General features: G+C 69.4%; 22 protein-coding genes and 4 tRNA genes. 20 read left to right on the forward strand and 6 right to left on the reverse strand.

Going from position 1 to position 25,496, the window contains the following annotated elements; all coding sequences use genetic code 11:
- Positions 1-77: 77 nt before the first annotated feature.
- From D451_RS0111530 to D451_RS0111540, 3 genes are all read left to right on the forward strand, one after another.
- Positions 78-150: transfer RNA gene (locus D451_RS0111530), tRNA-Glu, on the forward strand.
- A gap of 92 nt (positions 151-242) precedes the next feature.
- Positions 243-317: transfer RNA gene (locus tag D451_RS0111535), tRNA-Asp, on the forward strand.
- Between the two features lie 29 nt (positions 318-346).
- Positions 347-420, forward strand: a tRNA-Phe gene (locus D451_RS0111540).
- 56 nt (positions 421-476) lie between these two features.
- Here D451_RS0111540 and D451_RS0111545 read toward each other — a convergent pair.
- The 3 genes from D451_RS0111545 to D451_RS0111555 all read right to left on the reverse strand — a co-directional run bounded on the left by D451_RS0111545 (position 477) and on the right by D451_RS0111555 (position 2,207).
- Positions 477-692 (reverse strand): helix-turn-helix domain-containing protein, encoded by a 216-nt coding sequence (locus D451_RS0111545; protein ID WP_017534515.1) that lies wholly within the window; start codon positions 690-692, stop codon positions 477-479.
- On the reverse strand, positions 692-1,189 hold the full coding sequence (locus tag D451_RS0111550) for a DUF2975 domain-containing protein (RefSeq protein ID WP_017534516.1): 498 nt from the start codon (positions 1,187-1,189) through the stop codon (positions 692-694). Before D451_RS0111550 ends, D451_RS0111545 begins: the two co-directional genes overlap by 1 nt.
- 88 nt (positions 1,190-1,277) lie before the next feature.
- Positions 1,278-2,207: a PP2C family protein-serine/threonine phosphatase gene (locus D451_RS0111555; protein WP_017534517.1), complete on the reverse strand. Its 930-nt coding sequence runs from the start codon at positions 2,205-2,207 to the stop codon at positions 1,278-1,280.
- A 246-nt stretch (positions 2,208-2,453) separates the two neighbouring features.
- On the opposite strand from D451_RS0111555, the gene D451_RS0111560 reads away from it, so the two are divergent.
- On the forward strand, positions 2,454-3,242 hold the full coding sequence (locus D451_RS0111560) for an alpha/beta fold hydrolase (protein WP_017534518.1): 789 nt from the start codon (positions 2,454-2,456) through the stop codon (positions 3,240-3,242).
- Positions 3,243-3,287: 45 nt separating this feature from the next.
- On the opposite strand, the gene D451_RS0111565 is transcribed toward D451_RS0111560, so the two are convergent.
- Complete coding sequence (locus tag D451_RS0111565; protein ID WP_014908956.1) at positions 3,288-3,695, reverse strand: RNA-binding S4 domain-containing protein; 408 nt, start codon at positions 3,693-3,695, stop codon at positions 3,288-3,290.
- Between the two features lie 98 nt (positions 3,696-3,793).
- Between D451_RS0111565 and D451_RS0111570 the strand changes: the two genes are divergently transcribed.
- Positions 3,794-3,868: transfer RNA gene (locus D451_RS0111570), tRNA-Asp, on the forward strand.
- Between the two features lie 79 nt (positions 3,869-3,947).
- The gene (locus D451_RS0111575; protein WP_017534519.1) at positions 3,948-4,673 is read left to right on the forward strand and encodes an rRNA methyltransferase; all 726 of its coding nucleotides are present in this window, start codon (positions 3,948-3,950) and stop codon (positions 4,671-4,673) included.
- 84 nt (positions 4,674-4,757) lie between these two features.
- Here the strand turns inward: D451_RS0111575 and D451_RS0111580 are convergent, their stop codons facing one another.
- Positions 4,758-5,951 carry an MFS transporter gene (locus D451_RS0111580; RefSeq protein ID WP_017534520.1) on the reverse strand — a complete coding sequence of 398 codons (1,194 nt, stop codon included), beginning with the start codon at positions 5,949-5,951 and terminating at the stop codon, positions 4,758-4,760.
- A 173-nt stretch (positions 5,952-6,124) separates the two neighbouring features.
- On the opposite strand from D451_RS0111580, the gene D451_RS0111585 reads away from it, so the two are divergent.
- The 14 genes from D451_RS0111585 to D451_RS0111650 all read left to right on the forward strand — a co-directional run bounded on the left by D451_RS0111585 (position 6,125) and on the right by D451_RS0111650 (position 24,536).
- Positions 6,125-9,811, forward strand: coding sequence for a nitrate reductase subunit alpha (locus D451_RS0111585; protein ID WP_017534521.1), 3,687 nt, complete (start codon positions 6,125-6,127; stop codon positions 9,809-9,811).
- Entirely contained in the window at positions 9,808-11,574 is a 1,767-nt protein-coding gene (narH, locus tag D451_RS0111590; RefSeq protein WP_017534522.1) for a nitrate reductase subunit beta, read from the forward strand. The genes D451_RS0111585 and narH overlap by 4 nt, the downstream gene beginning before the upstream one ends.
- Positions 11,571-12,302 carry a nitrate reductase molybdenum cofactor assembly chaperone gene (gene narJ / locus D451_RS0111595; protein ID WP_017534523.1) on the forward strand — a complete coding sequence of 244 codons (732 nt, stop codon included), beginning with the start codon at positions 11,571-11,573 and terminating at the stop codon, positions 12,300-12,302. Before narH ends, narJ begins: the two co-directional genes overlap by 4 nt.
- Complete coding sequence (gene narI / locus D451_RS0111600) at positions 12,299-13,051, forward strand: respiratory nitrate reductase subunit gamma (protein ID WP_017534524.1); 753 nt, start codon at positions 12,299-12,301, stop codon at positions 13,049-13,051. Before narJ ends, narI begins: the two co-directional genes overlap by 4 nt.
- A gap of 53 nt (positions 13,052-13,104) precedes the next feature.
- On the forward strand, positions 13,105-14,043 hold the full coding sequence (locus tag D451_RS0111605; RefSeq protein ID WP_014908784.1) for a DUF5996 family protein: 939 nt from the start codon (positions 13,105-13,107) through the stop codon (positions 14,041-14,043).
- Positions 14,044-14,178: 135 nt separating this feature from the next.
- Positions 14,179-14,466, forward strand: coding sequence for a GNAT family N-acetyltransferase (locus tag D451_RS0111610; RefSeq protein WP_014911052.1), 288 nt, complete (start codon positions 14,179-14,181; stop codon positions 14,464-14,466).
- 145 nt (positions 14,467-14,611) lie between these two features.
- Entirely contained in the window at positions 14,612-16,117 is a 1,506-nt protein-coding gene (locus D451_RS0111615) for an alanine/glycine:cation symporter family protein (RefSeq protein WP_017534525.1), read from the forward strand.
- Positions 16,118-16,319: 202 nt separating this feature from the next.
- A complete protein-coding gene (locus D451_RS0111620) occupies positions 16,320-16,919 on the forward strand; it encodes a GNAT family N-acetyltransferase (RefSeq protein WP_014911005.1) in 600 nt (199 codons plus the stop codon).
- A gap of 281 nt (positions 16,920-17,200) precedes the next feature.
- Positions 17,201-17,410 carry a heavy-metal-associated domain-containing protein gene (locus D451_RS0111625; protein WP_017534526.1) on the forward strand — a complete coding sequence of 70 codons (210 nt, stop codon included), beginning with the start codon at positions 17,201-17,203 and terminating at the stop codon, positions 17,408-17,410.
- Between the two features lies 1 nt (position 17,411).
- A complete protein-coding gene (locus D451_RS0111630) occupies positions 17,412-17,597 on the forward strand; it encodes a hypothetical protein (RefSeq protein WP_017534527.1) in 186 nt (61 codons plus the stop codon).
- An 18-nt stretch (positions 17,598-17,615) separates the two neighbouring features.
- The gene (locus D451_RS0111635; protein ID WP_017534528.1) at positions 17,616-19,904 is read left to right on the forward strand and encodes a heavy metal translocating P-type ATPase; all 2,289 of its coding nucleotides are present in this window, start codon (positions 17,616-17,618) and stop codon (positions 19,902-19,904) included.
- Between the two features lie 272 nt (positions 19,905-20,176).
- On the forward strand, positions 20,177-21,463 hold the full coding sequence (locus D451_RS0111640; protein ID WP_017534529.1) for a cytochrome P450 family protein: 1,287 nt from the start codon (positions 20,177-20,179) through the stop codon (positions 21,461-21,463).
- Entirely contained in the window at positions 21,460-22,560 is a 1,101-nt protein-coding gene (locus D451_RS0111645) for a cytochrome P450 family protein (RefSeq protein WP_017534530.1), read from the forward strand. Before D451_RS0111640 ends, D451_RS0111645 begins: the two co-directional genes overlap by 4 nt.
- A 263-nt stretch (positions 22,561-22,823) precedes the next feature.
- Entirely contained in the window at positions 22,824-24,536 is a 1,713-nt protein-coding gene (locus D451_RS0111650; protein ID WP_017534531.1) for a serine/threonine-protein kinase, read from the forward strand.
- 22 nt (positions 24,537-24,558) lie between these two features.
- Here D451_RS0111650 and D451_RS0111655 read toward each other — a convergent pair whose 3' ends face one another.
- Positions 24,559-25,476, reverse strand: coding sequence for a glutaminase (locus D451_RS0111655; RefSeq protein ID WP_017534532.1), 918 nt, complete (start codon positions 25,474-25,476; stop codon positions 24,559-24,561).
- Positions 25,477-25,496: the final 20 nt, after the last annotated feature.

Consider the following 25,496-nt stretch of genomic DNA (forward strand, 5'->3'; position numbering starts at 1 on the left):
CTTCAGGGGATTCGTCGGGATTCGGTTATCACTTTGGAGTTGGTGCGAATCTCCCCTATGCTGAGGGGGTCACACAGGCCCCCATCGTCTAGCGGCCTAGGACGCCGCCCTTTCAAGGCGGTAGCGCGGGTTCGAATCCCGTTGGGGGTACGAAGCGGTCAGACCACTGCCGGACATCTGGCAGAATGGGAACCGCAGCGAGACACACCGGGTCGGACCGGCCGGGTGTGGAAGCGCCACAAGGTCCTGTGGAGCAGTTAGGAGTGCTCGCCACCCTGTCAAGGTGGAGGCCGCGGGTTCAAATCCCGTCAGGACCGCAGGTATCGCCGACATCGTCGGTGATCGCGGCTAGGTAGCTCAGTCGGTACGAGCGTCCGCCTGAAAAGCGGAAGGTCGGCGGTTCGACCCCGCCCCTAGCCACATCGAAGAACGCCCGGGAGGCCACGGACCCCGGGCGTTCGTCATGTCCGGCCCGTTCACTCCGGTGCGTCCGGGACCCGGCGGAGGATGTCCCCGGGCTGACAGTCCAGGACACGGCAGATGGCGTCCAGGGTGCTGAACCGCACCGCCTTGGCCCGGCCGTTCTTCAACACGGCGACGTTGGCGGGGGTGATCCCCACGGCCTTGGCGAACTCTCCGACCGACATGCCGCGGCGGGCGAGCTGGACGTCCAGATCGACGATGATCGCCATCAGATCACTTCGGCCATCTCGGTCTGGAGGTTCGTCGCCTTGCGCAGCAGCCCGCGCATCAGGACCAGCAGCATCGCGAGGGCGGCGCCCACGACGGTGGTCACCATCGCCGCGCCCATCGCGCCGATCACGTCCATGTTGCCGTTGGGGGCGGGGATGTCCGCCACGGTCAGGTGTACCGCGATCCCGGCGGTGAGCAGGGTCGCCACGACCGTCGAGCCGATGATGACGTCCACCCACCGGAAGGCCCTGGGGGTGAAGAGGGCGTCGCGGTCGAGGATGCCGAGCAGGGCCCACACGGCGCCGAGGGCGACCTGGACGCAGGCCACGATGAGGACGGCGACCGTCACGTAGGGAGTGGCGAAGGGGGCGTACTGGGGGACGAGGGCGACCTCGTCGGCGGCCATGCCGGGGATGACCACGAACTGGCCGAAGAGTCCGACCAGGATCGCCGCGAGGGCGGCGGCGCGCAGCAGGATGATGAAGTAGCGATCCATATATCGACTATCGATCGTTTCCTATCGAAAATCAATAGATGAACGGGTTTCTGTGAGTGACGTGGATCACCATTCTTGAGGCGGGTGCTCAGGAGACGTGGTACGACTCCGATTCGGCCCAGGTGACCCCGTGCCAGCTCACGTGGTGGTCCGTGTGGTCGGAGTCCTTCGTGCACCAGTAGGTGACGCCGTCGCGCGACAGGAATCCGTCGCAGGCGATCCCCACGGCACGATCCTCGGCGAGCCTGCGCAGTGCGGGCTCCTCCTCATCGAAGCCGCCGACCAGGTCCAGCCCGCCCAGGATCAGTTCCTGACGGGACGGATGCTCCGAGACGCGCATCGGCGACCGGACGACCAGCGCGGTGGCGTTGTCGTGACTTCCGCCTTCCCGCGCGGCCTCGATCAGGACGCGCGCGAGGGCCTCGGGGGTGTCCGCGTGCTCGTCGACCAACTCGGCGAGGAGGAGTTCGTCGACGTGGTCGTGCACGCCGTCGGAGGTCAACAGGACCAGCTCCGCCGCGGGCGCGGTGGTGGTGCCGATGTCGTCCGGGAGCACGGTGGCCACGGAGCGGGTCAGCGCGTGGTCGCGGATCCGGGCGAGATGGTCCGAGATGCCCCGGTCGCGCATCCTCTGGCCCTGCGTATGGTCCCTGGTGTGCCGCAGCAGCCCCTCGCAGGGGCTCCAGGTCCAGACGCGGCAGTCGCCGACCCAGGCGATGTCGACGAGGTCGTCGGCGTCGCCCTGGCGGGCGTGGACCATCGCGCAGTCCGCTCCCGGATGGACGCGGGCGATCGCCTCGGACGCGGCCCGGAGCGCGTCCAGGGCGCTCCCCTCGGCCTCCGTGGCGGTGCGGGCGGCGAGCTCGGCGGCCTCACCCGTCCGCGGGTGGTCGCCGAAGCCGTCGGCCAGGGAGGCGCACCACCCTTCGGAAGGGGTGAGGATCCGATGGGAGTGGGCGTCCTCCTGGTCGGCTCGCGGACCCTGGTCGGAGTCGGCGGCGATGACAGGGGTTCTCATACGCGCTCCTCAACCGGTGGTGGGTACTGGGAAGATGCTCGTCGAGGGGGGTTCGGTTCGAACCGAACGGGTGGAACGTGCCCCGATGCGGGGAGCCTCACGGCCGGGTGCGAGCCCGGTCACGCGCCTGTGCCCCACGAGGCCCCTTCCGTGCTCCACCACGACCAGTGGGAGACCCTACCGTGCCCTCCGTCGAGGGGGATCGCCCAGGTCGTTCGACGTTTATGTCCGGTAGTGTCCGTTGACGTGAACCACGCGATCGCCGCCGACGGAACCCGCCTCTGGTACGACGTCCACGGGGCGGGTGAGCCGTTGCTGCTCATCCACGGACAATCCCTCGACCACGAGATGTGGGAGGGGGTGTACACCGACCTCGCGGAACACCACCGTGTGGTGCGGATGGACCTGCGCGGAACCGGCGGCAGCGACGCTCCCGTCGACGGGCCCTACAGCATGGAACTGCTGGCCGGGGACGCCCAGGCGGTCCTGGACGACCTGGGGATCGACCGGGCCCACGTGTACGGCTTCTCCATGGGCGGCAAGGTCGCCCAGACCCTCGCCGCGTCGGCGCCGGAACGGGTCGGGGCGTTGGTGCTGGGGTCGACCGCGCCCGGCGGGGACAACGAGGTCGAGCGCCCCCACCATGCGTCGGTCGCCCTTCGCAAGGCCAACACCGAGGAGGGGCGCGTCCTCATCGCCCACCTCTTCTACACGCCCGAGTGGGCCGACTCCCACCCGGAGACGGTCGCCCGGATCCTTCCGCGCAACCCGCTGCGGGCCCAGCGTCGTCACTACGAGGCCAGCCTCAAGCACGACGGGTGGGACCGCCTCCCGCTGATCCAGGCGCCGACCCTGGTGGTGCACGGCGAGGACGACGAGCTGACCCCGGTCGCCAACGCCGAACTGCTCGCCGAGCGGATCCCGGACGCCCGGACGTTGATCCTGCCCGGCGCCCGGCACGGCTACCCGCACGAGGCCGCGCCCAAGGCCACCGAGGCGGTCGTCGACTTCCTCGCCGACCACCCCTTGTCCTAGAGGGAGCGGATCAGCCCGATGGAGCCGGGACAGGGGGCGCTCGGGTCAGGCGGGCGGGGGGACGTCGGAGCGCAGGCGCTCCAGCATGCGGCGGTCCTTCTTGGTGGGGCGCCCGGCCCCGCGGTCGCGGCGGATCACCGGCCCGGTCGCCTCCGGCGGCGGGGTGGGGGTGAGGTCGTCGTAACAGCGGACCGCGAGAGGCGCCCCGACCCTCTTCACGATGATGTGGGTCACATCCACGATCCGGGTGATCCCGTGCAGGCGCAGCCTCACCCGGTCCCCGACCTTGACCGTGGTGGCCGCCTTCGCGGGGCGGTCGTTGACGCGCACATGCCCGCCACGGCAGGCTTGAGCGGCGTCGGAGCGGGTCTTGGTGAGGCGTACCGCCCACAGCCACCGGTCCACCCGGGTGGTGTCGGGGCCGGAGGGCAGAGGGGTGGACGGGTCGGTCACGCCGGGATCCTCTCGTCGTACGAACGGCTTTCGAGTCACTCTAGGGCGCCGGCGGTACGAAGCGCTCCGAAGTCGCGCTAGAGTTGTACACGCAACGAGGTCCTGTGGAGCAGTTAGGAGTGCTCGCCACCCTGTCAAGGTGGAGGCCGCGGGTTCAAATCCCGTCAGGACCGCAGCATCGAAGGCCCGGTGTCCGCCGACACCGGGCCTTCGGCGTTGTCGGGGACGTTGTAGGCGAGACGGGGGACGGTTGTGAGCTACCGGTACGCCACGGAGCGTGCGGACCACTCGGCGTTGGCGAGCGGACAGGTACTGCGATCCGCACCGGGATACCCGGGCTTCCCCGTCAGACTGGCCGACGAACTCCTCCAGCGGGCGATGGTGCACGTCGAGGGCGACCGGGTCCGCCTGTGGGACCCCTGCTGCGGCAGCGGCTATCTGGTGACCGTCCTGGGCCTGCTCCACCGCGACCTGCTCACCCACGTGCGCGCGAGCGACGTGTCCTCGGACGCCGTCGGCATCGCCGCGCGCAACCTCGAACTCCTCACCGCAGAGGGACTGGCCGAACGCGAGCGCGAACTGCGACGTTCGGCGCGCGATTTCGGCAGGGTCGCCTTCGTGGAGCGGGCCGAGGCGGCGCGGGACCTGGCCGCGGGGTTGGCGGCGATGGGCGGCGACCTGCCGCACGAGTCCGCCGTGGCCGACGTCTTCTCCCTCACCGAGCCGGTCGACGCCGATCTGGTGATCACCGACGTGCCCTATGGCGAGATGACGCACTGGGACGGAGAGGCGCCGGAGGACCCCGTCCACGGGTTGCTCGCCTCGATGGGTCGGGTGCTGCCCCGCAACTCCGTGGTGGTGGTGACGGCCCGTACCCGCCGGGTCCGCCTCCCCGAAGGGGTGCGGGCGCTGGAGCGGGTGAAGGTCGGCAACCGCTCGGCGGTCCTGCTCCGGGCCCGGGACCTGGCCGCCCTGTAGGGGGCCGTCCACAGCCTGTGGACGAGCCGAGGGCGGCGCGGAACGGACGTCCGTCCCGCACCGCCCCCATCGGGCGCGGCGGCCTCACCCCACCCGGCGAAAGGCCCGCGTCGTGTACAGGGCCACCAGGAGCGCGACCAGGGCCAGGAGGACGAAGCCGAGCGTGTAGGCCCCGGTGGCCTGGTAGACCACGCCCATCAACAGTGGCGGGAAGTAGCCGCCCAGGCCGCCCGCCGCGCCGACCAGACCGGTGACCGTGCCCACGCGGGAGGGTTCGACCAACTTGGCCACCAGGGCGAACACCGCCCCGGTGCCGAGCCCCAGCGTCACGGCGATCAGGGTGAAGGAGAGTCCGGCCGGGAACTCCGCGGGCGGGTGCAGCGCCAGCACCAGGGCGAAGGCACAGGTGCCGAAGAAGGAGATCAGGCACACCTTCACGGGCCCGATCCGGTCCGACAGGATGCCTCCGACCGGTCGGGCGACGACCGCCGCCACCGCGAACCCGGCGGTACGCACGCCCGCGTCGGTCTGAGCGAAGTCGTAGGCGGTGGTGAGCAGGGTCGGCAGATAGGTCGAGAAGGCCACGAAACCGCCGAAGACCAGCGCGTACAGGGCCGACGCCTGCCAGGTGGCCTTCAGCTTGAGGGCCTCGCGGATGCGGGGGAGCGCGGGCTCGGTCCGGGGCCGCCATTCGGGGGCGTCACGGGCGAACATCCACATGACCACGCCCATCACGGCCAGGGCGACGCACATCAGCAGGTGGGTGGTGAACAGCCCCAGGCCCTCCACCAGGCGGGGCGTCAGAAAGGCCGACAGCGCGGTACCGCCCATGCCCGCGCCGAACACGCCGGTGGCGAACCCGCGCCTCTCGGGGCGGTACCAGGCGTTGACGAACGGGATGCCCGCCGCGAAGGAGGTGCCCGCGACGCCGAGGAAGAAGCCCCAGAACAGCAGCATTCCGTACGAGGCGGAGGAGAGGCCGACGAGGAAGGTCGGCACGATGCTCAGCAGGCACAGGGCCGTGAACATCACCCGGCCGCCGTAGCGGTCGGTGAGGGTGCCCACCGGGATGCGGCCGAGCGACCCCACCAGGACGGGGAAGGCGACCAGGATCGACGTCTGGGCCGGGGTCAGGTTCAACTCCTGGCTGTAGGTGCGTGACAGAGGGCCGATCAGGTTCCAGGCCCAGAAGGTCAGCGCGAACGCCGCCGTCGCCAGGGCGAGGTTGCCACCCGCCGTCCCGGAGCGGGTGGTCCGCTCCCCGACTTCCGCTCGCATTACGGCTCCTTCATATGTCGGCTATCGAGATTGTCGCTCCGAGCGGTGTGGGAAACGTGACATCCGTGCCGTACGAGGCATATTTATTAACGGAATGTGGTCGGGGCCGGAAGTGCTTTCCCGGGTTCTTCTCTTCGTCTTGGCAACGGGTGGGCAAATGGAGTGTCGTCTTCATGGCGGAACAGGGTAAAAGCGGTGGGGCGGGCGATGCCCTTCTCCGATTGGGGAATTACCTGACCGGATCGGAGCCGCTCGATCATGACCGGGCCCAGGTCAGGCATGGCGGACGTGAGGGCGATGTCTTCTATCGCGACCGCTGGAGCCACGACCGTGTGGTGCGTTCGACACACGGTGTCAACTGCACCGGTTCCTGTTCCTGGGATGTCTATGTAAAAGACGGAATCATCACCTGGGAAACGCAGGCCACGGATTATCCGTCGGTCGGTCCGGACCGTCCCGAGTACGAACCTCGGGGCTGTCCCCGGGGCGCCGCCTTCTCCTGGTACACGTATTCGCCGACCCGGGTCCGCTATCCCTACGCGCGCGGTGTCCTCCTCGAGATGTACCGGGAGGCCCGGGAACGTCTGGGCGATCCGGTGGCGGCCTGGGAGGAGATCACCACCGACCCCGCCAAGCGCCGCCGCTACCAGAGCGCGCGCGGCAAGGGCGGGCTCGTCCGCACCACCTGGGAGGAGGCCCTGGAGATCGCGGCCGCCTCCCACGTGTTCACCATCAAGAGGTACGGCCCGGACCGGATCGCCGGCTTCTCGCCGATCCCGGCGATGTCCATGGTCTCCCACGGCGTGGGCGCGCGCTTCGTGAACCTGCTGGGCGGCTCCATGCTGTCCTTCTACGACTGGTACGCCGACCTGCCGGTGGCCTCACCACAGGTGTTCGGCGACCAGACCGACGTCCCGGAGTCCGGTGACTGGTGGGACGCCGCCTACCTCGTCCTGTGGGGCTCCAACGTCCCCGTCACCCGTACGCCCGACGCCCACTGGATGGCCGAGGCCCGTTACCGGGGCCAGAAGGTGGTCGTGGTCTCCCCGGACTACAACGACGCCGCGAAGTTCGCCGACGAGTGGGTGGCCCCGCATCCGGGCACCGACGGGGCGCTGGCCATGGCGATGGGGCACGTGATCCTGCGGGAACGTTTCGTCGAGAAGCCCACCCCGCGGTTCCTGGAGTACGCCCGCGCCTACACCGATCTGCCCTTCCTCGTGGCCCTGGAGAAACGCGACGGACGTCTGGTGCCGGGCAAGTTCCTCACCGCCGCCGACCTGGAGGGGGAGGAGGAGACGGCCAACGCCGACTGGAAGCCGCTGTTCTGGGCCGAGGGCGACGAGGCCCCGGTCGCCCCCAACGGCACGATCGGTCACCGTTGGGGCGAGGACGGCGAGGGCCGGTGGAACCTGGACCTGGAGGGCCGGGTCCCCGAACTCACCTTCTACGCGGCGGGCGCCGAGGCGGCCGAGGTCGCCCTGCCCCGCTTCGACACCCCCGACGGCTCGGCCGAGGTCGAGATCCGGGGCGTTCCGGTCCGCAGGGTCGCCGGTCGTCTGGTCACGACCGTCTTCGACCTGCTCCTGGCCCGATACGGGGTCTCCCGTCCGGGCCTTCCGGGTGTCTGGCCCGCCGGTTACGACGACCCGGACGGCGCCTGCACCCCGGCCTGGCAGGAGACCCTGACCTCGGTTCCGGCCGACCGGGCGGTGCGCATCGCCCGGGAGTTCGCCGACACCGCCGAGGCCAGCGGGGGACGGGCGATGATCGTGCTCGGGGCCGGCACCAACCAGTGGTTCCACGGGGAGAACGCCTACCGTTCGTTTCTGACCCTGCTGTTGCTCACCGGCTGTCAGGGCGTCAACGGCGGAGGGTGGGCGCACTACGTCGGTCAGGAGAAGTGCCGTACCGCCACGGGCTGGGCGGCCTACGCCTCGGCGATGGACTGGTCGCGTCCGCCGCGCTTCATGGCCGGTACCGCCTACTGGTACCTGCACACCGACCAGTGGCGCTACGACACCTACAAGGCCGACGCGCTCATGTCCCCGCTGGGGCCGGGCCGGGTCAGGGGCAGGCACACCGCCGATCTGGTCGCCGCCTCGGCCCGGATGGGGTGGATGCCCTCCTATCCGACCTTCAACCGCAACCCGATCCAGCTCGGCAAGGAGGCCCTGGAACGGGAGCGGGATCCGGCCGAGTACGTGGCCGACCAGCTCGCCGACGGCACGCTGCGCTTCGCCGCCGAGGATCCCGACGATCCGGCCAACTGGCCCCGGACGCTCACGCTCTGGCGGTCCAACCTGTTCGGTTCCTCGGCCAAAGGAGACGAGTACTTCCTCAAACACCTGTTGGGCACCCACTCCAACCTTCAGAGCGAACCGGCCGGGCCCGACCACCGGCCCAGGGACGTCACCTGGCGGGAGGAGACACCGGAGGGCAAGCTCGACCTGCTGGTCACCCTCGACTTCCGGATGACCAGCTCCACCCTGCTGTCGGACATCGTGCTTCCCGCCGCCACCTGGTACGAGAAGCACGACCTGTCCACCACGGACATGCACCCCTACGTGCACGCCTTCAACCCGGCGATCGATCCGCCCTGGGAGACCCGCACCGACTTCGACATCTTCCACTCCCTGGCGAGGGTGTTCAGCGAGCTGGCGGTCGACCACCTCGGCGAGGTCACCGACCTGGTGGCCGTCCCCCATCAGCACGACACCGAGGGGGAGCTGGCCCAGCCGCACGGTGTGCCGCCGGACTGGAAGGAGGCGGGGGAGCGCCCCGTCCCGGGCCGGACGATGCCGGGGATCGTCCCGGTCCGTCGCAACTACGCGGCCGTCGCCCAGAAACTGGCCGCGCTGGGGCCGCTCGCGGAGGGCAAGGGGCTGCCGGTCAAGGGGGTCTCCTTCACACCGGACCGGGAGATCGACTGGCTCCGCGAGAGCAACGGGGCCGTGCGCGGCGGGGTCGCCGATGGGCGCCCCTCCCTGGACACCGACGTCAAGGTCTGCGAGATGATCCTCGCGCTGTCGGGGACCAGCAACGGACGTCTGGCCGCCCAGGGGTTCGAACGTCTGGCCGCGCGCACCGGGACCGACATGGACGAGCTGATCGCCCACGCCGCCGAACGCAGGGTGGTCTTCGCCGACGCCGCGCGGGGCCCCACGCCGGTGGGAACCAGCCCGGAATGGTCGGGCAAGGAGTCCTCGGACCGTCGCTACTCGCCCTTCACCATCAACCTCGAGCACGACAAGCCCTGGCACACGCTCACGGGGCGCCAGCACTTCTATCTGGACCACGACTGGATGCACGAGTTCGGCGAGGCGTTGCCGGTGTACCGGCCGCCACTGGACGTGTCGTCGCTCTTCGGCGAGCCCCGGCTCGGGCCGACCGGACAACTGGAGGTGGTGGTGCGCTACCTCACCCCGCACTCCAAGTGGAGCATCCACTCCGAATACCAGGACAACCTGCTCATGCAGACCCTGTCCCGGGGCGGCCCCACCATCTGGATGAGCGTGGCCGACGCCGAGGCCATCGAGGCCTCCGACAACGACTGGGTCGAGGCGGTCAACCGCAACGGTGTGGTGGCGGCCCGCCTGGTGGTCTCCCACCGGATGCCGACCGGGACGGTCTACATGCACCACGCCCAGGAGCGCACCATCGACGTGCCCAAGACCGAGACCACGGGACGTCGCGGCGGCATCCACAACTCGCTCACCCGACTGCTCGTCAAACCCACCCACCTCATCGGCGGTTACGCGCAGCTCACCTACGCCTTCAACTACCTCGGGCCGACGGGGAACCAGCGCGACGAGGTCACGGTCGTGCGCAAGCGCGTGACGGAGGTGCGGTACCGATGAAGGACGCCGGAACGTCCCGTTCGACGGGGGAGAGGGACACCAGACCGATCGGCCGGGTGATGGCGCAGGTCGCCATGGTGATGAACCTCGACAAGTGCATCGGCTGCCACACCTGCTCGGTCACCTGCAAGCAGGCGTGGACCAACCGGAGCGGCGTCGAGTACGCCTGGTTCAACAATGTGGAGACCCGCCCGGGCCAGGGCTATCCCCGGACCTACCAGGACCAGGAACGCTGGAAGGGCGGCTGGGTCCGTCGGCCCGACGGGACACTGGTGCCGCGTTCGGGGGGACGGCTCAAACGGTTGGCCACGATCTTCGCCAACCCGGTGATGCCCTCCATCCAGGACTACTACGAGCCCTGGACCTACGACTACGACACGTTGATCAACGCTCCGGCGGGCGACGACTTCCCGGTGGCCGAGCCCCGCTCGGCGCTCACCGGAAGACCGATGAAGGTCGAGTGGAGCGCCAACTGGGACGACGATCTGGGCGGCGGCCCCGAACTGGCCTCTCAGGACCCGATCGTGCGCAGGCTCGGCGACAAGGTGCGGTTGTCCTTCGAGGACACCTTCATGTTCTACCTGCCGCGCATCTGCGAGCACTGCCTGAACCCGTCGTGTGTGGCCACCTGTCCGAGCGGGGCCCTCTACAAGCGGGTGGAGGACGGGATCGTCCTGGTCGACCAGGACCGTTGCCGGGGCTGGCGTATGTGCGTGACCGGCTGCCCGTACAAGAAGATCTACTTCAACCACAAGACGGGCAAGGCCGAGAAGTGCACCTTCTGCTATCCGCGGGTGGAGGTGGGCATGCCGACCATCTGCTCCGAGACCTGTGTGGGACGCCTGCGCTACCTGGGGGTGGTCCTCTACGACGCCGACCGGGTCGGTGAGGCCGCCTCCGTGGAGGACGAGAAGGACCTCTACGAGGCCCAACTGGGGGTCTTCCTCGATCCGGACGACCCGGCGGTCCGCGCCGCCGCCCGCCGCGACGGCATCCCGGATCGCTGGGTGGACTCCGCCGCCCGCTCACCGGTCTACGCGCTGGCCGAACGCTTCCGGGTGGCGCTGCCGCTGCACCCGGAGTACCGCACCATGCCGATGGTCTGGTACATTCCGCCGCTGTCCCCGGTGGTGGACACGCTCACCCGTACCGGTCACGACGGTGAGGACAAGGACAACCTCTTCGGGGCCATCGACACGTTGCGCATCCCCGTCGAGTACCTGGCCGAACTGTTCACGGCGGGGGACACCGGCCCGGTCGACCTGGTGCTGCGCAGGCTCGCCGCCATGCGCTCCTACATGCGCCGGATCAACCTGGGACAGGAACGCGACGAGTCGATCGCCTCCGACGTCGGCATGACCGGCGGGGAGATCGAGGACATGTACCGGTTGTTGGCCCTGGCCAAGTACGACGAGCGGTACGTCGTACCGACCGCCTACGGGGTGGACGAGGCCGACCGGGGGGTCATCGAGGAGGTCGGGTGCTCCCTGGACTTCGACGGCGGCCCCGGCATGGGAGGGATGGGCGGCGAGGTCCCCTTCGGGGAGGCCTCCGGACGTCCCGACGAGGCGTCGGTGGAGACCTTCCACGCGCTTCGCGAACGGCAGACCGCCGAGGGGCGATCGGGTACCGGTGGCCGCGTCAACCTGCTGAACTGGGACGGCAACGGCCGTCCCGACGGACTCTTCCCACCCCGCGAGGGTGGCGACACCGACGACGAACGGGGCGGGGATCCCGGCCCGCGTGAGGAGGGTCGGACATGAGAACCACCACCGACGGCACGAACGACGACGGGACGCGTACCGGACCCGGCTGGCTCGGAGCCGCGAGGGCCGAACGCCGCGCGCACGCCCGCGCCGTCACCCACCAGGCCGCCTCGGTCCTGCTCGGCTACCCGGACCAGACCTTCTTCGAACAGCTGCCGCTCGTGGCGCGCGCCGTCGCGGAGCTGCCCCGGGGGTCGGCCCGTTCCGAACTGCTGGGGTTCTGCGAGCACGCCTCCACCACGCCGGAGCTCGAACTGTCCGCGCACTACGTGGACGTGTTCGACCTGCGTCGTCGCAGGGCGCTGCACATGACCTACTACACCGACGGGGACACCCGCCGCCGAGGTCACGCGTTGGCGGAGATCAAGCGGGTCTACTCGGAGGCGGGCTGGCGGGTCCACGCCCGTGAGCTGCCCGACCACCTGGCCGTGATGCTGGAGTTCGCCGCGCGGGGGGACGCCGACGCCGGTCAGGAACTGCTGGTCCTGCACCGGGCCGGTCTCGACCTGCTGTCCGAGGCCCTGCGCGAGCACGGCACCCCCTACGCGGGGGTGATCGAGGCGGTCCGGAGCACGCTCCCCTCGCCTCGCCCCGCCGACGAGGAACGCGCCCGCCGTCTGGCCTCCGAGGGGCCGCCCGCCGAGGACGTGGGGATGGAGCCCTACAGGGTGGTGCGCCCCCGGGAGCCGTTGCCGCTGACGGACGTGACCTGGAGGAACGCATGAGCGGGTACGGTCCGGTCGACCTGCTGCTGTGGGGCGTTCTGCCCTACGTGGTGCTGGTGCTCGTGGTGGGCGGTCTGATCTGGCGCTACCGCTACGACCGGTTCGGCTGGACCACCCGCTCCTCGGAGCTGTACGAGTCACGGTTGCTGCGGATCGGCAGCCCGCTCTTCCACTTCGGTCTGTTGGTGGTCATCGTGGGCCACGTCGTGGGTCTGCTGATCCCGGACACCTGGACGCGCGCTCTGGGCGTCTCCGACACGCTCTACCACGTGAGCGCGCTCTCCCTGGGGCTGATCGCGGGGTTCTGCACGCTCGCCGGGATCGCCCTGCTCGTCTGGCGGAGGCGGACCACGGGTCCGGTCTTCAGCGTCACCACCCGCAACGACAAGCTCATGTACGTGGTCCTGGTCCTGGCGATCGTGACCGGTCTGGGCATGACCGTGTACTTCGCGGGGGTGGAGCTCGCGGGCGGACGCACCGGCGACTACCGGGAGACGGTGTCGCCGTGGTTCCGTTCGATCTGGATCCTGCGTCCCGACGTGGCCGCCATGGCCGCCTCCGACGCCCCGTACAAGCTGCACGCCCTGATGGGACTGGGGCTGTTCGCCCTGCTGCCCTTCACCCGGCTCGTCCACGCCTTCAGCGCGCCGGTCGGCTACCTGTTCCGCCCCTACGTCGTCTACCGCACCCGCGACCCGCAACCGGCCGCCGCGGGCCAGGCCCGACGGCCGGCCCGACGGGGCTGGTGAACCGGCACGAGGGCGCCTCGGCCGGCCGAACGCACATCACCTATGGAGTATCCATGGAGCTCTTCCCGGCGTTCCCGCTCGAAGAGTGGAACGAGACCAAGCAGACCGTCCACCGCTTCGAGCAGATCGTGGGCAAGGTCCGCCTACAGCACAGCCCGCGACGCAACCACTGGTGGAACGTGCCCTTCCACCTGACCGGAAGCGGGATCACCACCCGACCGATGGGGATGGTGGACGGCAACCCGATCTTCACCATCGACTTCGATTTCGTCCGCCACCTGTTGATCGCGAGCAACCTGGAAGGTGACACCGCCTCGTTCCCCCTCCAAGGGAACAGCGTCGCCTCGTTCTACCTGCGTCTGCAATCGGCGCTGGACTCGTTGGGGGTGGACGGCGGGATCCCGGTCGCGTTCCCGTTCGACCTGCCCGACGCCGACCGTCCCTTCGCTGAGGACCACGAGCACGCCGTCTACGTGCCCGAACACGCCACGCGGTACTGGCGGATCCTGAGCCGGGTCAATCTGATCCTGGAGGAGTTCGCGTCCGGTTTCTCCGGTAAGACCAGCCCCGTGCACCACTTCTGGCACACCTTCGACATCGCCGTCACCCGCTTCTCGGCGCACACCATCGTGCAGCCGGAGGAGGCGGGGGAGCTGGTGCGCGAGGCCTACTCGCGCGAGGTGGTGAGCTTCGGCTTCTGGTTCGGTGACGACAACGTCCCCGAACCCTGCTTCTACGCCTACGCGGCGCCCGAGCCCGAGGGGCTCACCGAGGAACCGTTGAGCCCCTCGTTCGCGGAGTGGAGGCCCAGCGGGCACGGGCACCTGGCGCTGCTGCGCTACGCGGACGCGCGCGAGACCGAGGATCCGCGGGCCACCGTCCTGGAGTTCCTCCAGAGCGCCTACCTGGCGGGCGCCCGCAGACTCGGCTGGGACGTCGACGCCCTCGCCTGCCCGGGCGGGGTGACCGACCCCTATCTGGCCGGTCACTGACCCGGACGGACGGCCCCGGCGGGAGCGGGCCGGGGCCCGATGTGTGCGCGAGCGGGGGATATGGGAACGTTTCCTTTGCAGGACCTCGACGCGCACACTCCGTGCGTGTCGGACGCACGGAGTTGGGGCACAGGCATGGAACTGACCGTCGTCGACGCACCGGAACGGTCGCGGTTCGAGGTGAGCACGGACGGCCGAGTGATCGGCTTCTCCGCCTACCACCTGATCGCCGAGGGGGTCCTGGCGCTTCCGCACGTGGAGGTGGAACCCGCCTTCGAGGGGCGCGGAGTGGCCGGCACGTTGATGCGCGAGTCCCTGGACATGATCCGTGAGCGGAAGCTGAGGATCGTTCCGATCTGCCCCTTCGCCCAGTCCTTCATCGAGCGCAACCCGGAGTACGCGGATCTCGTCCACGAGGGGTGAACGGCCCGTTCGACAGGCCGTTATGCCTCCGAAGCGGTAACGAAAGTGTGAACATCGGGCCGCTTTAGTGCCTTCGTCGGTGTTCTGTCCTTTCGTGTGGGCATGGGGTGGCGGTTCCCTTTTTCCTGTAAGGAGCCCCCACCTCGTGATACTCGCCGACGCAGCACCGACGATCGACGCTCGTCTCACCGAGATGATCGGTACGTTCAACGACGACGTCCTCTGGGCGTGGATCCTCATCCCGCTCCTGGTCGGAGTGAGCCTCTACATCACCTTCCGGACCGGCTTCGTGCAGTTCCGGCTCTTCCCCGAGATGTTCCGGGTGCTGGGCAACAAGCCGGAGATCGCTCCCGACGGCAAGAAGGCCGTCTCCTCGTTGCAGGCCTTCTTCATCTCCGCCGCGGCGCGTCTGGGCACGGGGAACATCATCGGCGTCTCCGTCGCCATCTCCCTGGGCGGCCCCGGCGCCGTCTTCTGGATGTGGGTGATGGCGCTGGTGGTGTGCGCCGCCAGCTTCGTGGAGTCGACGCTCGCGCAGCTCTACAAGGTGCGGCACCCGGCCGGATACCGGGGCGGGCCCGCCTACTACATCGAACGGGGACTGGGCAGCCGTTGGCTCGCCGTGGTCTTCGCGGTCATCCTCATCATGACCTTCCCGCTCGTCTTCAACGCGGTACAGAGCAACACCATCACCAACACGGTCGCCAACTCCGTCGGTGAGCTCGGTGCCGGGACCGGCACGATCTTCTCGGTGGTCATCGGCGCCCTGCTCGTGCTGCTCACCGGACTGGTGATCTTCGGCGGCGTCCGCCGTATCGCCCACACCGCCCAGGCGCTCGTGCCCTTCTTCGCGGCCCTCTACGTCGTGATCGGTCTGATCATCATGGTCATGCACTGGCAGCTGGTGCCCGGCATGATCACGTCGATCGTCGCGAACGCCTTCGGACTGGGCGAGTTCGCCGCCGCGGCCCTGGGCGTGGTCATCATCCAGGGTGTGCGTCGAGGCATGTTCAGCAACGAGGCCGGTCTGGGCTCGGCGCCGAACGCGGCGGCCAGCGCCTCGGTGACCCACCCCGTCAAGCAGGGGCTGGTGCAGACCCTCGGCGTCTACCTGGACACCATGGTGGTCTGTTCGGTGACGGCCTTCATCATCCTGCTCGGCTACCAGGGCAACCTGGACGGGACCTTCGAGGGCGACATGACCCAGATGGCCCTGATGTCGATGCTGGGTCCGTGGGCGCTGCACCTGATGACGCTCATCATCTTCCTGGTGGCGTTCACCTCGGTGCTCGGCAACTACTACTACGGCGAGTCCAACGTGGAGTACCTGAGCGGCAACGGCAACGTCCTCTTCGGGTACAAGGTGGTCTTCCTCGTCGCCACCTTCCTGGGCTCCCTGGGCTCGATCGACCTGGTCTGGACGCTCGCCGACACCACGATGGGCCTGATGGCGCTGGTCAACCTGATCGCGATCGCCCCGCTGACGGTGATCGCCTGCCGTCTGCTGAAGGACTACACCGTGCAGCGTCAGCAGGGCAAGGACCCGGTGTTCACCCGTGACCGGATGCCCGACATCCGCGGTGTGGAGTGCTGGGAGCCTCGGGAGGAGCCGGCGACCGAGGGCCGTGAGCCCGCGGGTCGGGATTCCTGACCGATCGTCGTCGAGAGGGCGCGTCCGGGTTCCGGGCGCGCCCCTTCGGTGATTCAGGGGCACTTGATTCACCCGAAAATACGCACAAACCCCTAACAGTGGGCGTTCTCGGGCATCCGTGTTCTTTCGGTCACCACGGATCACCGCTAGTGTGCTGGATCACAGTTGTGGCGGTTAAAGTTGTGCCTCGCAAGGGAGTCCGATGTCCATCGTCTCAATCGAGCCGGCCACCGCCGAGCGGTGGAACGACCTGGAGAACCTGTTCGGGCCGACCGGAGCATACGGGCACTGTTGGTGCACGTTCTTCCGGAGGAGGGCCAAGGACCACACGGCCAGCGTGTCCTGCGACCGTTCCCGGCGCGGCGTGGACAACAAGGAGGAGCTGCGCAGGCTCACCCTGGACGGTCGGGTGCCCGGCCTGATCGCCTATGACGAGGACGGGCCCTGCGGCTGGGTGTCCGTGGCCCCTCGGGAGGACTTCATCCGTCTGTCCCGGTCTCGGACCCTGCGCCCGGCGGACCCCGAGGAGCCGGGCGTATGGTCCCTCGTCTGCTTTTGGTTGCCGCCCAAGCGGCGCCGGCGTGGTCAGGGAAGCCGTCTCTTGGAGGGTGCCATCGAGTACGCGCGGGCCAACGGCGCCCGGGTCCTGGAGGCCTATCCCGTCGATACGGCGGGTGGGCGCGCCCCGAGCGCCGAGGTCTACACCGGGACGGTGGAGATGTTCCGTCGTGTCGGGTTCACCCTGGCCCAGCACCACTTGAGCGAACGGGTGGTGGCCCGTCTGGAGTTGAAGCCGGGTTGAGGTGCGCCCCGGTGATACGGGGGTAGGGTATGTGGCGCCATGAGGGCGCCGGGGAGTGTCCAGGGCCTCCGAGGGTCGGATGACGGGTCATCCGTTCTCTCGGGGGCTTCTCCTGTTCCACCTGGGGTTTTGCCCTCTCTTGTTACCCCCTGGGGGTAATCTGGGGATCGGGCGTCGACGAGGCGTCGTCGACATTTGACATACACATACCCCCTAGGGGTATATTGGGCCGTGTTGGAACGGGCCCGCGAAAGAGCGGGCGAGCACACCGGGAGGAATCCATGGCCGACACCGCCGTCTACACCGTCGAGGGCATGAGCTGCGGGCACTGCGTCAACTCGGTCACCGAGGAGGTCACCGGTGTCTCCGGCGTCACCGACGTCAAGGTCGACCTGGAGAGCAAGAAGGTCACCGTCACCGCCGCGGGTCCGATCGACGACGCCGCCGTGCGCGCCGCCATCGACGAGGCCGGCTACGAGGTGGCGGGCTGACATGGGCGTGACCGCGAAACTCGCACTCTACGTCGTGGGTCTCGTGGTCGTGTTCGCCGCGGCGTTCGGGGCCGGCACGTTGGCCGGCCCCGTCCTGCCGGACGGGGGAGACACCCACGCCGAGAGCGTGGAGGGGACCCCGCCGGGCGGACAGGACCAGGGCCCAGAGGACCTCACCGAACACTGACGATGCCTGGAGGGGCAGATGAGCGACATCAAGACGGCTCCCGCCGGGGCGGGGCCGGTGGAACTGGCGATCGGTGGGATGACCTGCGCCGCCTGCGCCAACAGGGTGGAGAAACGTCTCAACAAGATGGAGGGCGTCACCGCCAGCGTCAACTTCGCCACCGAGAAGGCGAAGATCACCTTCGAGGGAGAACCGGCCTCGGTCGAAGACCTGGTCGCCCAGGTCGAGAAGGCCGGCTACACGGCCACGGTGCCGACCCCGGAGCGGAGCGAGGGCTCCGCCGAGGCCGACGCCGACCCGGCCGACCCCACGCGGGCCCTGTGGAACCGCGCTCTGGTCTCCATGCTGCTGTCCGCCCCGGTCATCCTCATGGCGATGATCCCGGCGCTCCAGTTCACCTATTGGCAGTGGGCCTCCCTGGCCCTGGCCGCGCCCGTGGTGGTGTGGGGCGCGCTGCCCTTCCACATCGCGGCATGGAAGAACCTCAAGCTGGGCACCGCCACCATGGACACCCTCGTCTCCCTGGGTGTCACCGCGGCCTTCCTGTGGTCCCTGTACGCCCTCTTCCTGGGCAACGCGGGGGTCCCGGGGATGACGCACCCGTTCGAGTTCACGATCGCCCGCACCGACGGCTCGGCCAACGTCTACCTGGAGGTCGCGGCGGGCGTCACCTCCTTCATCCTGCTCGGCAAGTTCTTCGAGGCGCGTTCCAAGCGTCGCGCCGGAGCCGCCCTGCGCGCCCTTCTGGAGTTGGGCGCCAAGGAGGTCACCGTGCTGCGGGGCGAGGGTCCCTCGGCGCGTGAGGAACTCGTGCCGGTCGACCGGCTCCAGGTCGGCGACCGCTTCGTGGTCCGTCCCGGCGAGAAGATCGCCACCGACGGACAGGTGGAGGAGGGGAGCTCCGCCGTCGACATGAGCATGCTCACCGGCGAGTCCGTGCCGGTGGAGGTCGAGCCCGGATCCGCCGTCGTGGGCGCCACCGTCAACTCCGGCGGCCGTCTCGTCGTCCGGGCCTCCCGGGTCGGCTCCGACACCCAGCTCGCCCAGATGGCGCGTCTGGTCGAGGACGCGCAGAACGGCAAGGCCGCCGTGCAGCGGCTCGCCGACCGGGTCTCCGGGGTCTTCGTCCCGATCGCCATCATGATCGCCGTCGGAGCCCTGGGCTTCTGGCTCGGTACCGGTGACCCCGCCGGGGCCGCCTTCACCGCCGCGGTCGCGGTGCTCATCATCGCCTGCCCCTGCGCCCTGGGCCTGGCCACGCCGATGGCCCTCATGGTGGGGACCGGCCGCGGCGCCCAGCTCGGCATCCTGATCAAGGGCCCCGAGGTGCTGGAGAGCACCCGGCGCGTCGACACCGTCGTGCTGGACAAGACCGGCACCGTGACCACCGGCAAGATGGCGCTGACCTCGGTCACCGCCGCCGAGGGCGAGGACGAGGGCGAGGTCCTGCGTCTGGCGGGCGCGTTGGAGAAGGCCTCCGAGCACCCGATCGCCCGTGCCATCGCCACCGGCGCCACCGTGCGCGTCGGCGACCTGCCCACCCCCGAGGACTTCGCCAACATCGAGGGGCGGGGCGTCCAGGGCGTCGTGGACGGTCACGCCGTCCTGGTGGGCCGGGTCGCGCTGCTGGAGGAGTGGTCCCAGGAGCTTCCCGAGGAACTGAAGCGGGCCTTCTCCCGGGCCGAGTCCGAGGGGCGCACCGCGGTCGCGGTGGGCTGGGACGGCCGGGCGCGAGGCGTGCTGGTCGTGGCCGACACGGTCAAGCCCACCAGCGCCGAGGCGATCCGTCAGTTCCGTGACCTGGGATTGAAGCCGATCCTGCTCACCGGTGACAACGCCGCCGTGGCGCGCACCGTCGCCGAGGAGGTCGGGATCGAGGAGGTCATCGCGGAGGTCATGCCGGAGGACAAGGTCGCGGTGGTCGAGCGGCTCCAGTCCGAGGGGCGTACGGTCGCGATGGTCGGTGACGGGGTCAACGACGCCGCCGCCCTGGCCCAGGCCGACCTGGGACTGTCCATGGGCACGGGCACGGACGTGGCGATCGAGGCCAGCGACCTGACGCTGGTCCGGGGCGACCTGAGGGCCGCGGCCGACGCGGTCCGTCTGTCCCGCCGCACCCTCGGAACCATCAAGGGCAACCTGTTCTGGGCCTTCGCCTACAACACCGCCGCCCTTCCGTTGGCCGCCGCGGGGCTGCTCAACCCGATGCTCGCGGGCGCCGCGATGGCACTGTCCAGTGTCTTCGTGGTGACCAATAGCCAGCGCCTGCGCCGCTTCCGTCCACTGACCGAGGAGACCGGGGCATAAGGGAACGAAATCGCGCACGATAAGGGCTGAAAAGCCCGGTGTGACAGGGTTTCGCACTCTCGTCACCCGCACGTGGAGCCGCTAGGGTTTGCGCTTGACCCCCGCCCGTAGGGGGGTTCGCACGAACCTCAGCGGCTTTCGTGTGTTCCGTGTCGTTCCGGAGAGTGACGGCGTGGTCATTCTCCGATGAGTGTCCGAACGAGGTCCCCGTGAGATCCACATGCCCCCGAGCCCGGCTGTACCGGAGCGAGCCCCATCCGGACCCTTACGCCGTGTACGCCGAGATGAGGGCCGAACACGGCCCCATCGTCCCGGTGGAACTGGAGCCCGGGGTGCACGGTTGGCTGGTCACCGACTACGCCACCCTCATCTCCTGGTCCAGGGACGACACGAGGTTCAGCCGCGACCCTCGACTCTGGCGTGACCTCGCCGAAGGGCGTATCGCCCCCGATTCGGGACTCCTGCCGATGATGGCGCCCCGGGCCAACGCGCTCTTCGTGGACGGTGTCGAACACCGCCGCTATCGCAGGGCGATCACCGACGGCCTCAAGGAGGTCGGCGTCGATCGACTGAAGCGGGCCACCGAACTCCGCGCCGGGGAGCTCATCGACGGTTTTTGCGAACGCGGCACGGCGGACGTCCTCAACGAGTACGCGCGGATGCTCCCGCTCATGGTCATCAACGACCTGTTCGGGTTCGACCACGACCAGGGGCGGCGCTTCGTCGAGGCCATGCGCAACCTCTGGCTCGGTATCGACCCCGAGAGGTCCAATACCGAGGCGGAGAAGGCGTTGGCCGAGGTCGTCGCGGCCAAACACCGCGAACCCGGCGACGACGTCACCACACGGCTCATCCGGCACCCGGCGGGACTCTCCGACGAGGAGGTCATCATGCAGCTCCTCCTGGTGGTGGCCGCGGCCAACGAACCCACCGCCAACCTCATCGGCTCCGGGATCAGGGCCGCCCTGGCCGACCCCGACCTGCCCGGGGACCGGGCCCCCTCGCCGACCGCCCTGACCGACATCGTGGACCGCGTGCTGTGGGAGGACCCGCCGATCACCAACTACCCGGTGATCTACCCGCGGGCCGACGTGACCCTGGACGACGGTCGGGTCATCGAGGCCGGTTCGCCGATCCTGCTCGGCTTCGCCGCCTCCAACCGGTTCTTCGTGGAGGAGAACGCCGAACGGATGGCCACGTCCAGGAACCGCGCCCACGTGGCCTGGGGAGTGGGGCACCACCGCTGCCCCGGAAGCGACGAGGCCACCGCGATGACCGTCATCGCCCTCCGCGTCCTCTTCGACCGGCTGCCGGGTTTGAGCCCGGCGCTCCCCGGCGAGGAACTCCGGTGGCACCTCTCCTCTCTGTCCTGGATCCCGGTCGGGTTCCCCGTCCACTTCGCCCCCAGACCACCCGAGCCCAGACCCCCCGAGGAAGGAGAACCGTGGAACGAGTCGCACTCGCGCCCGGAAACATCCGCTCCCAATCCGAGCACCTCAGGAAGATCGCCCCTGTCGTACCTGTCCGCCTTCCTGGCGAGGTGGACGCATGGGTCGTGACCACGCACGACGCGGTCGTCGAGGCCCTGGCCGACCCGAGGGTCCAGAAGGACAAGAGGCACTGGAGGGCCTTCGCGGCCGGTGAGATCCCGCCTGACTGGCCGCTGATCTCCTGGATCGTCAACGACAACATGTTGGCCAAGGACGGCGAGGACCACACCCGCCTGCGCAGGCTGGTCTCCAAGGCGTTCACCCCGCGCCGGGTCGAACGGTTGCGCCCGGCGGTGGTCGACATCGTGGAGAGGCTCCTGGACGACGTGGAGCGGGAGGCCGCCGCGAGCGAGGACGGTGTCGTCGACCTCAAGAGATCGTTCGCCGAACCGTTGCCGCTCACCGTGATCGGCGACCTGTTCGGCCTCTCCGAGGAGGACCGTCCCCGGATGCATCGTCTGGTCAACGCCTTCTTCGACCAGGGCGTCGCCCCCGAGGAGGCCTTCGCGATCTTCGGTGAGCTGTGGGAACTGCTCACCGTCCTGGTGGAGACCAAACGGGCCGTCCCCGGAGACGATCTGACCACCGCCCTCATCACAGCCCGGGACGAGGACGACGCGCTCACCGAGAACGAGCTCATCTGGAACCTGGTGCTGTTCATCAGCGCCGGCCACGAGACCACGATGAACCTCATCGTCAACGCGGTGTCGATGCTCGACTCCCACCGTGACCAGCTCGCCCTGGTCAGGGAAGGAGGGATCTCCTGGGACCGGGCGATCGAGGAGACGCTGCGTTTCGCCGGCCCCGCCGCGTACCTTCCGATGCGCTACACCGCCGAGGACATGGAGCTGGCCGGGATCCACCTGCCCAAGGGGGAGCCGCTGCTGCTCGGCTACACCTCCGCCGGGAAGGATCCCGAACGGTACGGGCCGACCGCCGGTGAGTTCGACGTCACCCGTGAGGACACCTCGCACCTGTCCTTCTCCCGAGGGCGCCACTTCTGCCTCGGGGCCGGTCTGGCGCGGTTGGAGGCCCGTGAGGCGCTGCCCAGGCTGTTCGAGCGTTTCCCCGGGCTCCGGGTGGCGCCCTCCACCGGGGCGCCCGCTCCCATGACCTCCTTCATCATCGACGGCCTGGAGACCCTGCCGGTCCGCCCGAGACCCTGACGTCGGCGCGGGACACGCCCGACATATCGACCCCGCCGAGGTCATCGTGGTGGCTTTCGGCGGGGTCCTCGCATCTCAGAGGCGGTACGGAGTACCTCGAACCCCGCCCGGGAACATCACACACACCTGGAAGAGAGCACCGAGGAGGGGAAGCGGCTTCTACACTCGACATGATCCCCCGAGCCGTCCCCTGTACCCCTGCCCCGCCCCGTGTCACGTACCCGCCTTCGACGTGAACGGGCCCTCCCGAGGATTGCGCACATATGAACAGTTCGGAAGCAGACCCCGGACGTGTCCTGGTCGACCGCTATCGTCTGGACGAGATCATCGGCGAGGGCGGTATGGGCCGCGTCTGGCGCGGCACGGACACCCTTCTGGACCGCCCGGTCGCGGTCAAGGAGCTGACCACACCGCCCGGCCTCCCCGCGCACGAGGTCGAGGTCCTGCGGACCCGGATGATCCGCGAGGCGCGCAGCGCCGCCCAGCTCAGCCACCCGTCCATCATCACGGTGTTCGACGTGGCAGAGGAGGACGGACGCCCGTGGATCGTGATGGAACTCGTCCAAGGGCCCTCCCTCGGCGACCTCATCCGTTCGGACGGCGCCCTCACCGTGAAGCGGGCCGCCGACATCGGTGAACAGATGGCCGCCGGTCTGGCCGAGGCGCACAACCGCGGCATCGTGCACCGCGACATCAAGCCGGGCAACGTGCTCATCGCGGGGAACGACCGTGCGGTCCTCACCGACTTCGGCATCGCCCATCTGGACGGGGCCACCCATCTGACCAGCACCGGCCTGCTCATCGGTTCGCCGAGCTACCTGGCGCCGGAGATCGCCCACGGTCGTTCGGCCACGCCCGCCTCGGACATGTGGGCGTTGGGCATCACCCTCTACCAGGCGGTCGAGGGCACCCTGCCCTTCGAACGACCCACGCCCATGGCCACTCTGACCGCCATCGTCACCCAGGACCTGCCGGAGAGCCCCAACGCGGGAGAGCTCCGTCCCGTCCTGGAGGCCCTGTGCGAGAAGCGTCCCGAGGACCGGCCCTCCATCGGCGAGGTCCGCTCCCTCCTGCGCGGGATCCGGGACTCCGCGGGCGCCGCGCCCTCGGTCACCGCCACCACCGTCGCCGCCGCGCCCGCCATCGTGGAGCCCGAACCGGAACCGGCCGGGGTCGTGAGCGGGACGGAGCACGCCGCCGGAACCCCCGAGGGCCCGGTGGACCAGGCGGTCGGGGCCGGACCCGCGATCCCGCCCCCGCCGCCCAAGGCCTCCCGGAAGACGGGCGGACGGCGGCCCCGCCCCCTCGTCGTCGCCGCCCTGACGCTCGTGTTCCTCCTCCTGCTCGGCGGGGTGGCCACGACCGTCTACCTCAGCGCGAGCAGCCCCGGGGACGTCGCCTCGGCGGTCGGGGCCGAGGAGGAACCCGACCCCGTCGACCGAGCCGACGCGGGGGCGTCCGAGGAACCGGCCGACGACGAGTCCGCCCGGGACGAGGAGGAACCCGAAGAGGAGCCCGAGGAGGAAGAGGAGGACCCCTGGGACTTCCTCGTCCGCCACGAGGACTCCAGCGGTTTCTCCGTGGACGTTCCCGAGGGCTGGGAGATCGACCGTCAGCAGCACATGGTCTACTTCCGCAACCCGGACGGCGGTTACCTCCTCGTCGATCAGACGTCGAACCCCAACGACGACGCCGGCGACGACTGGCGCGACTTCGAGCCGATCGGCCGGCAGAACTTCTCCGGCTACTCGCTCATCGGGATCGAGGACGTGGACGCCGAATGGGCCGGGGACTACGTCAGCGCGGCCGACTGGGAGTTCACCTTCAGCGGTCGTAACGGCGAGATGCACGCGATCAACCGCGGCTTCCACACCGAGGACATCGGTTACGCGCTGTTCCTGGTGAGTCCCGAGTCGCAGTCGGTCAACCACGCCCTGCTCGACCGGATCTCGGAGTCCTTCGTCCCCGCGGACTGATCGGATCCGACGTCACCGGTGCTCAGAACACCGAGAAACCGGTGATGTCGGTGAAGGCCTCCAACGCCAGGGCGGCGGAGACCGAGTTGCCCTTCTCGCCCAGCCCCGGCCCCCAGGCCGCCAGCGAGTAGCGGCCGGGGACGATGGCGAGGATCCCGCCGCCCACCCCGCTCTTGCAGGGCAGGCCGATCCGGTAGGCGAACTCGCCCGCCGCGTCGTAGGTGCCGCAGGTCAGCATCAGCGCCATGATGCGGCGGGCCTGCCCCTGGTCGAGCAGCGAGGTGCCGTCGGCCCGTCGTCCGTGACGGGCGAGGAGGAGTCCGGCCAGGGCCAGCTCCTCGCAACTGATGGTGATCGCGCATTGGCGCACGTAGTGGTCGAGCACCTCCGGTACCGGCTCGAGCATGTTGTCGAAGCCGGACATCAGGTAGGCCAGGGCGCGGTTGCGGTCCCCGGTGGCCAGCTCCGACGCGGCGGTCCTGTGGTCGGTGTCCAGGTCGGGTGAGCCGGTCTCCTCACGGAGCAGGTCCCGCAGGGCCGTGAACGCGTCACCGGTGTCGTTCAACAGTTGGTCGGTGACGACGATGGCGCCCGGGTTGATGAACGGGTTGCGGGCGATCCCGTTCTCGAACTCCAACTGGTAGAGCGAGTTGAACGCGTTCCCGGACGGTTCGCGGTGCACCCGGGCCCACACGTTGTGGTCGGAGCGCCCCATCACCAGGGCGAGGGTGAACACCTTGGTGATGCTCTGCATGGAGAACCGGGTGGTGGCGGAGCCGATCGAGTGCAGATCGCCGCCGACGGTGGCCATGGTGAACCCGAACTGCTCCGGGTCGACCTTCGCCAGCTGGGGGATGTAGTCGGCGACCGTCCCCGCTCCGACGTAGGGCCGGACCCGCTCCATCACCTCGTCGAGGACCCCGTCGTAGTACTCGCTCATGTCGGCCCCTCTCCGACGCG

The organism is Nocardiopsis alba DSM 43377 (genome assembly GCF_000341225.1).
Taxonomy (GTDB): domain Bacteria; phylum Actinomycetota; class Actinomycetes; order Streptosporangiales; family Streptosporangiaceae; genus Nocardiopsis; species Nocardiopsis alba.

Bases quoted from the DNA above. Each gene is read 5' to 3' on its own strand.
- D451_RS0111610 (WP_014911052.1), top strand. From the start codon at position 14,179: ATGGAACTGACCGTCGTCGACGCACCGGAACGGTCGCGGTTCGAGGTG.
- D451_RS0111545 (WP_017534515.1), bottom strand. From the start codon at position 692: ATGGCGATCATCGTCGATCTGGACGTCCAGCTCGCCCGCCGCGGCATG.
- narH (WP_017534522.1), top strand. From the start codon at position 9,808: ATGAAGGACGCCGGAACGTCCCGTTCGACGGGGGAGAGGGACACCAGA.
- D451_RS0111605 (WP_014908784.1), top strand. From the start codon at position 13,105: ATGGAGCTCTTCCCGGCGTTCCCGCTCGAAGAGTGGAACGAGACCAAG.
- D451_RS0111630 (WP_017534527.1), top strand. From the start codon at position 17,412: ATGGGCGTGACCGCGAAACTCGCACTCTACGTCGTGGGTCTCGTGGTC.
- D451_RS0111580 (WP_017534520.1), bottom strand. From the start codon at position 5,951: ATGCGAGCGGAAGTCGGGGAGCGGACCACCCGCTCCGGGACGGCGGGT.
- D451_RS0111650 (WP_017534531.1), top strand. From the start codon at position 22,824: ATGAACAGTTCGGAAGCAGACCCCGGACGTGTCCTGGTCGACCGCTAT.
- D451_RS0111550 (WP_017534516.1), bottom strand. From the start codon at position 1,189: ATGGATCGCTACTTCATCATCCTGCTGCGCGCCGCCGCCCTCGCGGCG.
- narI (WP_017534524.1), top strand. From the start codon at position 12,299: ATGAGCGGGTACGGTCCGGTCGACCTGCTGCTGTGGGGCGTTCTGCCC.
- D451_RS0111555 (WP_017534517.1), bottom strand. From the start codon at position 2,207: ATGAGAACCCCTGTCATCGCCGCCGACTCCGACCAGGGTCCGCGAGCC.
- narJ (WP_017534523.1), top strand. From the start codon at position 11,571: ATGAGAACCACCACCGACGGCACGAACGACGACGGGACGCGTACCGGA.
- D451_RS0111635 (WP_017534528.1), top strand. From the start codon at position 17,616: ATGAGCGACATCAAGACGGCTCCCGCCGGGGCGGGGCCGGTGGAACTG.
- D451_RS0111585 (WP_017534521.1), top strand. From the start codon at position 6,125: ATGGCGGAACAGGGTAAAAGCGGTGGGGCGGGCGATGCCCTTCTCCGA.
- D451_RS0111655 (WP_017534532.1), bottom strand. From the start codon at position 25,476: ATGAGCGAGTACTACGACGGGGTCCTCGACGAGGTGATGGAGCGGGTC.
- D451_RS0111620 (WP_014911005.1), top strand. From the start codon at position 16,320: ATGTCCATCGTCTCAATCGAGCCGGCCACCGCCGAGCGGTGGAACGAC.
- D451_RS0111625 (WP_017534526.1), top strand. From the start codon at position 17,201: ATGGCCGACACCGCCGTCTACACCGTCGAGGGCATGAGCTGCGGGCAC.